At 60.5% G+C, this 9757-nt stretch carries 9 protein-coding genes and 3 pseudogenes; 7 read left to right on the top strand and 5 right to left on the bottom strand.

Annotation, left to right across the window (positions count from 1 at the left end):
* Positions 1–277 precede the first annotated feature (277 nt).
* The 5 genes and pseudogenes from H147_RS21440 to H147_RS0117340 all read left to right on the top strand — a co-directional run.
* A pseudogene (locus H147_RS21440) lies at positions 278–394 on the top strand (IS481 family transposase); the annotation flags it as partial.
* Between the two features lie 17 nt (positions 395–411).
* A complete protein-coding gene (locus H147_RS0117355; RefSeq protein WP_019956668.1) occupies positions 412–1791 on the top strand; it encodes an amidase family protein in 1380 nt (459 codons plus the stop codon).
* 65 nt (positions 1792–1856) lie between these two features.
* Positions 1857–3551, top strand: coding sequence for a cis-3-hydroxy-L-proline dehydratase (lhpI, locus tag H147_RS0117350; protein WP_026352650.1), 1695 nt, complete (start codon positions 1857–1859; stop codon positions 3549–3551).
* A gap of 27 nt (positions 3552–3578) precedes the next feature.
* Positions 3579–3716 (top strand): annotated as a pseudogene (locus H147_RS21435) (cation:proton antiporter); the annotation flags it as partial.
* A 271-nt stretch (positions 3717–3987) separates the two neighbouring features.
* Positions 3988–4665 carry an NYN domain-containing protein gene (locus H147_RS0117340; RefSeq protein WP_019956665.1) on the top strand — a complete coding sequence of 226 codons (678 nt, stop codon included), beginning with the start codon at positions 3988–3990 and terminating at the stop codon, positions 4663–4665.
* Positions 4666–4759: 94 nt separating this feature from the next.
* On the opposite strand, the gene H147_RS0117335 is transcribed toward H147_RS0117340, so the two are convergent.
* The 3 genes from H147_RS0117335 to H147_RS0117325 are packed head-to-tail and all read right to left on the bottom strand — an operon-like array spanning position 4760 to position 5809.
* Positions 4760–5353: a DUF3489 domain-containing protein gene (locus H147_RS0117335; protein ID WP_019956664.1), complete on the bottom strand. Its 594-nt coding sequence runs from the start codon at positions 5351–5353 to the stop codon at positions 4760–4762.
* Positions 5354–5381: 28 nt separating this feature from the next.
* Positions 5382–5612, bottom strand: a complete 231-nt coding sequence (locus H147_RS0117330) for a hypothetical protein (protein ID WP_019956663.1) — start codon at positions 5610–5612, stop codon at positions 5382–5384.
* Positions 5613–5626: 14 nt separating this feature from the next.
* Positions 5627–5809, bottom strand: a complete 183-nt coding sequence (locus H147_RS0117325; RefSeq protein ID WP_019956662.1) for a DUF6900 domain-containing protein — start codon at positions 5807–5809, stop codon at positions 5627–5629.
* Between the two features lie 117 nt (positions 5810–5926).
* Here H147_RS0117325 and H147_RS0117320 point away from each other — a divergent pair, with 117 nt between their 5' ends.
* Both H147_RS0117320 and H147_RS21430 read left to right on the top strand, forming a co-directional pair.
* Positions 5927–6451, top strand: coding sequence for a hypothetical protein (locus H147_RS0117320; protein WP_019956661.1), 525 nt, complete (start codon positions 5927–5929; stop codon positions 6449–6451).
* Positions 6399–6647: pseudogene (locus H147_RS21430) on the top strand (phage terminase large subunit family protein); the annotation flags it as partial. The gene H147_RS0117320 and the pseudogene H147_RS21430, both read left to right, overlap by 53 nt.
* 165 nt (positions 6648–6812) lie before the next feature.
* On the opposite strand, the gene H147_RS0117315 reads toward H147_RS21430, so the two are convergent.
* Complete coding sequence (locus H147_RS0117315; RefSeq protein ID WP_019956660.1) at positions 6813–8267, bottom strand: DUF4407 domain-containing protein; 1455 nt, start codon at positions 8265–8267, stop codon at positions 6813–6815.
* Between the two features lie 356 nt (positions 8268–8623).
* Complete coding sequence (locus tag H147_RS0117310; protein WP_019955459.1) at positions 8624–9685, bottom strand: IS630 family transposase; 1062 nt, start codon at positions 9683–9685, stop codon at positions 8624–8626.
* Between the last annotated feature and the right edge of the window lie 72 nt (positions 9686–9757).

Raw genomic sequence — 9757 nt, 5'->3', positions numbered from 1 at the left:
GGGGTTCAGCGCCGCCCCCCCCTTGGCATGGTTCCTCCCAGCTCGCATTCGTATGCGGGGGGGCGCAGCGCGGCATTTCGCTAGCGACAGGCACTTTCACCGGGGAATCCAGGCGGAATCCACCTGACGCTGCATCTCGGAAAAACTGACCCATTATCAAAGGCTTGCCGATTCACGACCTGGGCGCGCTGGATTCTTTTCGGAATCCAGGGAATCCAGTTTGCGGAAGCCACCCTGCCGGAAGCCAGGCGTCGGAAGCCATGTGTGGATGCCTCCCATTGCGCGATCAGCTCTGGGCAGCAAGTCGCCCTTGCAGGCGATGAAAGACTGGCACAAACTCAGACCAGAGCTGTTCAAGAAAGTGCCATACTACCTTTCGGGATATGACAGGTAGCCAGCGAAGGAACGACCATGTCACATCTTCACAGCCTGACTGCCACGGAAATGCGCGCACGCCTTGCCACTGGCGCAACCAGCGCTCGCGCGCTTGTGGCCTCCGCGCTGGACCGGGTCGATGCCTTGAACCCAGCCCTGAATGCCATCGTGCAACGCTGCGATGAGCAGGCGTTTGCCGCCGCTGACGCGGTTGATCAGGCTTTGGCCATGGGTCAGGATCCGGGGCCCCTTGCGGGAATACCCGTGACGGTAAAGGTCAATGTGGATCAGGCAGGATTTGCCACGACGAACGGCCTGCGCCTGCAGCAGAGCTTGATCGCCGCCGAAGACAACCCGGTGGTGGCCAACCTGCGGCGTGCAGGGGCTATCATCATCGGCCGCACCAATGCGCCCGCCTTTTCGCTGCGGTGGTTTACCCGCAATCTGATGCACGGCGCGACCATCAACCCGCGCGATCCCGACCTGACGCCCGGCGGCTCTTCTGGAGGGGCGGCGGTAGCCGTGGCAAGCGGCATGGGTCTGATCGGCCATGGTACTGATATTGCGGGATCTATCCGCTACCCCGCCTATGCTTGCGGCGTGCATGGCCTGCGGCCGTCGCTGGGTCGGGTGCCCGCCTATAATTCCAGCGGCCCGGACAGGATGATCGGGGCGCAACTGATGGCCGTATCGGGCCCGATTGCCCGCTCGATCCCCGATCTCGCGCTGGCGCTACATGCGATGGCCGCCCGTGATGATCGTGACCCGTGGTGGGTGCCTGCGCCGCTGTCCGGCCCCGACCAGCCACGCCGTCTGGCTCTGTGTATGGAGCCCGACGGCATGGTCGTGGACCCCGCGATCAAATCCGCCCTGCAAGCGGCGGCAGCCAAGGCCGAGGCCGCTGGCTGGCAGGTCGAAGAGGTTGCCACCCCTCCCTTGCGAGAGGCCGTGGCCTTGCAACTGAGCCTGTGGCTGGCCGAAATGCGCCGTACGGGTGGGGCGGCCATTTATGACGAGGGTGACCCTGATGCGATCTTTATTTATGAAAACCTGAGCCGTCATGCGCCAGAAACCGACCTGAACGGGTTCATGGATATGTTCCCGGCACGGCTGCGCCTTGTCCGGTTGTGGCGGGCGTTCTTCGCGACCTATCCGGTGCTGCTCCTGCCGGTGTCGGGCGAGCTGCCCTTTGCCAACCACCGCGACACCGCCTCGCAAGCGGATTTCGACGCCGTGATCGAAGCGCAAACCCCGCAGATCGGCCTGCCGCTGATGGGCCTGCCAGGCCTCACGGTCACCACTGGGGCCGTTGGGACCACGCCTGTCGGTGTGCAACTGGTGGCCGATCAGTTCCGAGAGGATCTGTTGCTGGAACTGGGCCAGATCATAGGAGCCGACATCCCGGTGCCTGATTAGGCCACAATGACGCGCTGCGATGCATTCTTCACCAACAACTGTCTCGCACATGGATTGATCGCAAAATGACCAGTGACAGCGCCTCGTCTATCGTCGCAGGAACCGCCGAGGGCCCGGTTCTGGCAGCTTCGCTTGGTCTCAGTTTCTGGGGCGGCGTTGATCCAACTACCGCCCACGTCATCGACGCCCATCACCCCTTGCACGGCGAGCAGGTCGCGGGGTCTGTGCTGATGATGCCAACCAGCCGGGGGTCATGCTCGGGCTCTGGTGTGATGCTGGATCTGGCGCTGAACGCCAGGGCACCCGCCGCGCTGATCTTTTCCGAGGCCGAAGATATCCTGACGCTTGGATCCTTGATCGCGGGCGAGGTGTTCGGATGTGGATTTCCGGTCCTGCGCGTCTCAGCCGCCCAGTTCGCCACCCTGTCCAAACAGGTCTGGCTAAAGATCGAGGCGGGTGCACTCATCGGTGACGGCCTGTGCATTCCAATCTCCAGAAACCCGACGGCAGAGCTTACCTTGACGGACGAGGACCGCGCCGTTCGGGACGGGCGCGACGGCCCTGCGGCGGCGCTGGCCATGCGGATCATCTGCACGGTCGCGGCCCAGCAAGGGGCAACCCGGCTGACCGATATCGCACGCGGGCATATCGACGGATGCATCTATGCCCACCCCGCCAACCTGATTTTTGCCAAGAAGATGGCTGAAATGGGCGCGTCGGTCCGCGTGCCGACCACCATCAATGCCATTTCCGTTGATCGGCAGAACTGGCGCAGCCAAGGCGTGCCGGCCCGTTTTGGTGCGCCCGCCTCGCGTCTGGCGGATGCTTATGTGGGCATGGGTTGCCAGCCGACCTTTACCTGCGCGCCCTACCTGCTGGACGATCCCCCGCAACAGGGCGAGTCCATCGCCTGGGCAGAATCCAATGCGGTGATCTATGCCAATACGGTCCTTGGCGCGCGCACCTTGAAACATCCGGATTATCTGGATCTGTGCATGGCTGTCACCGGGCGCGCACCCCTTTCAGGGGTTTATATTGACGCCGAGCGCAGAGCGCGGGTGGTTCTGGACATCGAGGTGCCGACGGGTGCCGATGATGCGATCTGGCCGTTGATCGGCTATGTGGCGGGTCTGAAATCACCCGACCGGATCCCGCTGCTGACCGGGCTCGGCCAGTGTGTACCCAGCCGCGATGATCTCAAGGCGATGTGCGCCGCCTTTGGCACAACATCTGCCGCACCGATGCTGCATATTGAAGGCATCACGCCCGAGGCCGCTGGCGCGGCCTCCCCGGGCACCGCCCGCATAGGCGTGACGCTTGCCGATTCCACCGACGCCTGGCGGCAGTTGAACAATGGCCCGGAAACCGTTGATCTTGTCGCGATCGGCAGTCCCCATGCGTCGCTGATCGAATGCCATGCGCTGGCAAAGGCCCTGGAGGGGCGGTCTGTGCGCATTGCCACAATCGTCACCGCTGGTCGCAATGTCATCGCCCTTGCGAAAGCAGACGGAACGCTGTCCGCGTTGACAGATGCGGGCGTGCAGGTCTTCCCCGACCTATACTGGTGTTCGATCACCGAGCCGCTGTTTCCCCCTATAACCCGGGCGGTGATGACCAATTCGGGGAAATATGCCCATTACGGACCGGGTCTGTCTGGTCGTGCACTTCGGTTTGGCGGACTTGCCGCCTGTGCCGCCGCCGCGATCAGCGGGCATGCTTCGTCAGCGCTACCTGCTTGGCTAACGCCCGATACACATTGAATCCAATGGCGCAGTGAATGGTGGTCACCTGTACCGGTGCTGAAACCGCTTCGGACCTTCATCAAAGGTGTGATCGCGATTATGATCTGGGGTGCGCTCAAAGGTGGAATTTCGGTCGCGCTGGTGCTTTCGCTGCCCGACATAGAATGCAAGCCCACGATCCTTCGGCATCTAGTTAAATCCGGTTTACGTCGACGTGGCCATCGAGCGTTGGCAGAAATTTACCGGCGCCACTGCTGTTCTGGCGAAAACGGGTGAGACCTTCGCCGACCTGAAGGCGAAAAGGCTGGCGGCATGAACGCACCAATCCTGCCGGGTCGAATTGAGAATTAGCGGCTAGCCAACGAAAACCAATACACTCGCTTTGTGGTGGTGCCGAAATTTGGGCGCAATCTTCGGATATCGATTTTGCAGCAGACATTAGACGGTGATTGACATGACTCAGCCTGTGGCAGTGCTTGTAGATGGAGACAACATCAGCGGGAAACACGCCGCAGCCATTCTGGGTATTGCCGCAGAGCAAGGCGACCCTTCTGTGGTGCGCGCCTATCTGGATGCAAAGCTTGCATCAGACTGGCATGGCTCGATTGGTTATCGTCTCGTTCATGCGGGCACAGGAAAGAACGCTGCCGACATTTTTCTCGCCCTTGATGCGATGGAACTGATCCTCTCAAGGGGTATGCACTGCTTCATCATTGCCACATCCGACGGCGATTTCACGCATCTTGCGCTCAGACTGCGCGAACACGGCGCAAAGGTCATCGGTATAGGCGAGGCAAAGGCACCGCAGTCTTTCAGAGCCACCTGTTCGAGCTTTGTCGAAGTCGGAAATCAGCAAGCACTCAAGCTCGTGCCCAAAACACGAGGCGAGATCACTGAGATGGATGGAAAGATCAGGGCCATGATAAGCGCACACAGCAAGAAGGGTGCCGGGATGCGTATTGCTGATCTCGCGCCCAAAATGCATGTGCAACATGGCATTCGGATCAGCAGCTTTCCCGAGAAGACATGGCGCAGTTATCTTCAGGCAAGGCCTGCGCTGTTCGACCTAGATCCCCGCGGCCCCGAGGCGGTGGTCCGGTTTCGGCCAGAGGGCTTTGCCCAATTCGCCTGACATTCTACCGCCGCGACGCAATCAGTTCACAGACGCAATAGCGGCCTGGCGCGCCATTATAGCTGGAAGGTACTTTGTCTCGCTCGCGGCGCTACTAAATCCGGTACACCGTCCCTCTGCCTCCGACCTTCTCCGAGATGACAGGCAGACCCAGCTTCTTCTTCAGCGCCCCGGAAATCATGCCCCTCGCGCTGTGAGCTTGCCAGCCAGTTGCCACAACAATCTCGGCGATAGTAGCACCCTCGGGGCGCTGCAAAAGCGCGATAATCTGCGCCTGTTTGGTCCCAGTTCTCGGCGTTGTCGGTTTGGGCGCGGGGAATTGGGTCGCGTGGGTGCGGATCGCGGCCATGGTTTTCACCACAACCGGCTCCACCCCGATGGCCAATAGCCCTGCGTCAGTGACGATCAGCGTGGTGCCGTGACCATCCCCGGTCTCGCGCCAGAGCGGCTCGGCCTTGCGCAGGTCAGCGTCGACCTCTTCGAGCCAACCGCGTCCAATCATCATGCTGATGACCTTTTTTGCGGCAGCGCCGTGCAGCCCCTTTGGCAACGGCATCGCGAGATTGCTCGCGCGCTGGGCTGCGGCGCTGAGAATGATGGCTTGGGTTTCGGTGAGTTTGGTCATGGTGGCCTCTGCGTTCACGGCGCGCGGGATGCGGCACGCTTCTATGAGGCCAAGCCCCGCCATCGCGGGGCAGGCTCAAGGCGGGGTCGCCTCACTCGGCGTATTCGCCCTCCTTGAAGGCGCTGTCGGTGATCTGACGCAGCAGGCTGGCGTAATGGTTCAGGGTACCAACGTCGCCCCAATTGATTTCGTCGGGGTGGGTGTTGAAGTGATCGTCGCTAAGGGCTTTCAGGCGCTCCAGCATCATGTCGATCTCGGCTTTGGCAGAGATGAAGGCGTTCAGGGCTTTATCGTTCGGGGTGGTGGCGCGGCGGGTGGTCATGGCTGCTCTCCTGTTCAGCGGGCTGCGGCTTGGCCAGCGGCGAAGGTCGCTTCCAGTGCGGCGCGGATCGACCAGACCGACACATCGTGAAAGTCGAGGCTGTCGCTGTTGCGGGTTTCCAGCGTCTCAAGATGAAAATGCTTGGCGGCAATCTCCAGCAGCAGGGCTTCGCTGGGGGCCTTAGTCTTTGTGGTCATGGCGGGATCTCCGGGTGTGAGTTGCATCGTTTTTGTGTCATCAGAATCGCTCTAGTGGCGAGTGTAATCAACTGAATAACAAGCAATATCATTGCTTTAATCAAAGCGGGCAAAGCCATGGAAGGAATGAGCGAGCGCGAGTATTCCGCCCATTCAGGCATCTCGCGCGGGGCGATCCAGAAGGCCCGCAAGGCGGGGCGTTTGGTGGTCTACAGCGATGGCTCGATCAACGCGGCAGCCTCCGATGTGCGTCGGGCTGAGATGACCGACCCGGACCAGCAGCGGCGCAGCACCGGCGGTGACACTGCATTCAGCGGCTCGGCCGACAGCTCGTCCTATCTGAAAGTCCGCACCGCGCTAACGGTTTATCAAGCGCAGGAACGCCAACTGGCGATCCAGAAGAAAAAGGGCACGCTGGTTGATCGCGCCCGGGCGGAAACGCTGGTGTTTAGGCTTGCGCGACAGGAACGCGATGTCTGGGTCACATGGCCTAGCAGAGTCGCGGCATTAATGGCAGCCAAAGTGGAAAAACAAACGGCCAAGCCAATGAATATCGAGGCCGCGATCCTGAAGAGGGTGCTGGAAACCCATGTCAGAGCGCAACTCGACGCCCTTGCCGATCTTCGGGTCGACCTCGGATAGTGACGACACGGCCACCAATGATCTAACCGCAGACCTCGACCTCGGTTTTGACGGTGCGGAGGACATCCTGAGGTCTTGGCGTCGCGGGATGCGCCCCGATCCGGATCTGACCGTGTCCGAATGGGCAGATCAGCACCGCAAATTGTCGTCGCGGGCCTCGGCCCAGCTTTTCCCGGGCCGAGATCGCCTGCCGCGGCACTGGTGCGATCGAGATCAACGCCGAAGCGATGGGCAAGCTGCAGTCCCTGCGTAGCCAAAAAACGATACACCTAAGAGCTGCAAGGCGGCCTAAAAGCACGCGCGCACCCGTTCACTCGGACGCGCGCTGCAGGGAAGAAAAACCGGCGGATAAAGCTTCAGCTCAGTTATGCACTGTCGTCCGAGATCCAGCAGCTTTTGTGCTGGCTGCGAAGATATCGGTTGCCATCTTTTCCTTGGTTTCTTCCCACACCTGCTCACGCACCGCTTCGCGCAAACGGGCATCGTCGAGGAAGTCATGATTGTTCCCATTTTGCAATTCCCGCGCAGCATTACGCAGCATACGACCGCGACGCAGGTGGTATTCTGAACGATGCATAAAATGGGCGCCTATGATCGCCATCATCTCCATCGCGAAGGTAAAGAGCTTCACCGCCACAACTGCGATCAGGAACGCGGTGTCACGCTCAGCAAGTGACTTGAGAGCAGAAAGTTGATTGGCGAGGCTGGTCTTTTCGATCGTCTCGCGCAACGGGTTCACTGCCACCAAAGCAGCTGCGCGCGCCGTGCGTGACGCATCGAAGACCGCCAAAGCAGCCATTGCGGCGACCACGGGATCATCACCCATAGAAGTCAGCGTATCTGTGGGCGCGTCCAATGCCACACGGCGCACGTCACGCAAAGTGGACTCCGCTTCGCGTAAGCCCTGTTCCGCCGGCAACATGGCGGAGAGGATTGCCTCGATGGCAGCTTCAGCCTCGATCGCACGATTTTGGGCGAGGTCAGACCGGCGCCCGGTACCGATGATACCCGATGCACCGGGACAGGTGTCGGTGACCCCGCTGACTTCGCAATGCATGATATCGCGCTGACGTGCCACCTCAAGGCGGGCAGCGTTAAGACGGGCGACAAGGAGATCGCGTTCGCCTTGCATGCGCTCGACGCGGGTTTCCGCTACGCCAATTTGTTCTTGCTGGGCCTCAACGCGCCGCCGCGCCCGGTCTGCCTCTTGCGATGTGGTCGCATCGACACGCTCGACCCTAAGTGTCAATGCCGCGCGTTCCACGTCGAGTTGGGCGCTCGCTTCGTCCATGAAGGGGCGGTCGATCTCGATCTGCCGCCGGTCGAGTTCCATGGCCGCATCCGGCGCGAACAGGTGCAGCGTGAGCGCGCCCCCGATGACGATGGCAGTGAAGACCGAAAAGAGGGTCCGCAGGACCAGCTTGATGAAACCATGCGTCCAGTGTGAGAGGTCCGAAAGGGTGCTGGCACCGATCCGGCGCATCGCCGCTTGCGCGCCCGCCGTATCCACGGAATGGACGACGTTCCGGTCCAGCGCGAAGAGACCCGATGAAGTGATCGCCGCTGCGACAACGGCGAACTCGACCGGGACGTTCAAGATGATCAGCGCCGCGGTCAAACCGATCGCATGCAGAGCCGCGGCGACCAGCAATGCGGCGCCGAGGCTGGAGGATTGCGCGATCACATCGCTGGGGCATTTTGACAGAACCTCGCGGTTACGCCCAGAAAGCTTTGCCAGAAATGGCAAGCGGCGGGGCGCAGAGGTTGGTGCCGGGCGTTCATCTTTTTGCCCGCGGTCAGGAAACTGCATGTTCATTGTGTGTCCTTCTATCTGGCAGACGGCGTAAGCCGCCGCGCGGTTTAGCGCCGCGCCCGGACGGGCGCTCGCGAGACCACTTATGGGGCAAGGAAAATGGGCAGGCCGGGGCAGAAAAATTTCCTGAGTTTGTATGACGGATCGAAACACCCGCGCATGACCCGTGAAATCGATGGGGGTAGCGATCGTGCCCTCAGCGCTCGCGCGTCCGAAAATGATAAGCCGAACACAGAAAATTTTCCGCGCGGATAGGGCGTCTCGGAAGCAGGTATTCAGGGACTGCGTCTGGACAAACCAGCGTGCGGGCTCAGAAAAGTCCCGCCAATCCCTATCCAGAAAGTCTGTATATACAGCTTCTACTCCAAAACCCGAAAGTTCTCGTGGGTTATGACGCGGAAGTTGTCTGACACCTTGTCGCGGAAGTTTTTCCATTCCTGCGGGATGGTTTCACGCATGAATGCAAGAATGGCGTCGGCAAACTGTTTCTGACTTGGGTAGTATCGATTATGGGTGACGTATTGATGCAAGACGGCCCAAAGCCGCTCAATCGGATTGAGATGGGGGCAGTAGGTTGGCAGCTGGATCAGATGGATGCGGCAAGCCGTCCTGGCAAGAAAAGCCCTGACATCGGGCCCTTTGTGGTAGGCGGCGTTGTCCCAGATGACATGAATGATGCGCTTGTCGGGGTTGCGGGCCTCGATCTTGGTCAGAAGCTGCGCGGCACTGACCCCATCAACGGTTGTGGGCTCGACAAAAGGTGCATCGAAGGTTTCGAGGTTCACAGCCCCATGAATGTTCACGCGACCACGCCCCGCCGTGCTGAGAACCGCTGGATTTGATCCAACCTTCACCCAGCCAAATGCGGGCTTGGTCTGGTATTCCGGATGCACAGCGTCCGCGAAGTAAACGGCTTCATCTGCTGGCAACTTGCGCATCAGGCGTTCGTATAGCGCGATAAAGGTTGCCTGTTTTTCCGCTGACGCCACGCGCGGCAGGGGCCGGGGCTTGCGGTATTCAAAGCCCAGGCGGGCCAGGAGCTTGATGCAGCCAGAATTTGAGTAGTCCAGACCAAACTCAGCACAGATATGTGCTCGGATCTCGACCGTCGAGCGACAGAAGCGGTCTTCCAGCCAAGCGCACAACGCAGCCTCCTGTGCCTGCGACATACGGGACTGACCGCCCTTCCAGCCGTCGAGGGCAAGCGAATCCCAGCCAACTTGCAGGTAGGTTTTATGCCAGCCCCGGATCGTGTCGTCGTCCAGATACAGGAAATCCGAGATCTCCTGGCAGGATTTACCGTCGTCGAGCAGCAGGATCGCATTTGCCCGACGGGCAATACCGTGATCTTCGCGCTGACGGCGCACGCACGCCTCAAGCTCGATACGGTCTGATGCGGAAAGAAAGCCGGGGCGGATCATAGGCATAGCTGAATCGTTTCAAACCCAGCCGTCAAGACGTCAAATTCGGCTTCTGCAGGACTCGGAGTATAA

The sequence above is a fragment of the Yoonia vestfoldensis DSM 16212 genome, from assembly GCF_000382265.1.
In the GTDB taxonomy this organism is placed as follows: domain Bacteria; phylum Pseudomonadota; class Alphaproteobacteria; order Rhodobacterales; family Rhodobacteraceae; genus Yoonia; species Yoonia vestfoldensis.
This window is presented reverse-complemented; position numbering and strand designations above follow the sequence as displayed.

Bases quoted from the DNA above. Each gene is read 5' to 3' on its own strand.
- H147_RS0117355 (WP_019956668.1), top strand. From the start codon at position 412: ATGTCACATCTTCACAGCCTGACTGCCACGGAAATGCGCGCACGCCTT.
- lhpI (WP_026352650.1), top strand. From the start codon at position 1,857: ATGACCAGTGACAGCGCCTCGTCTATCGTCGCAGGAACCGCCGAGGGC.
- H147_RS0117340 (WP_019956665.1), top strand. From the start codon at position 3,988: ATGACTCAGCCTGTGGCAGTGCTTGTAGATGGAGACAACATCAGCGGG.
- H147_RS0117335 (WP_019956664.1), bottom strand. From the start codon at position 5,353: ATGGCGGGGCTTGGCCTCATAGAAGCGTGCCGCATCCCGCGCGCCGTG.
- H147_RS0117330 (WP_019956663.1), bottom strand. From the start codon at position 5,612: ATGACCACCCGCCGCGCCACCACCCCGAACGATAAAGCCCTGAACGCC.
- H147_RS0117325 (WP_019956662.1), bottom strand. From the start codon at position 5,809: ATGACCACAAAGACTAAGGCCCCCAGCGAAGCCCTGCTGCTGGAGATT.
- H147_RS0117320 (WP_019956661.1), top strand. From the start codon at position 5,927: ATGGAAGGAATGAGCGAGCGCGAGTATTCCGCCCATTCAGGCATCTCG.
- H147_RS0117315 (WP_019956660.1), bottom strand. From the start codon at position 8,267: ATGAACATGCAGTTTCCTGACCGCGGGCAAAAAGATGAACGCCCGGCA.
- H147_RS0117310 (WP_019955459.1), bottom strand. From the start codon at position 9,685: ATGATCCGCCCCGGCTTTCTTTCCGCATCAGACCGTATCGAGCTTGAG.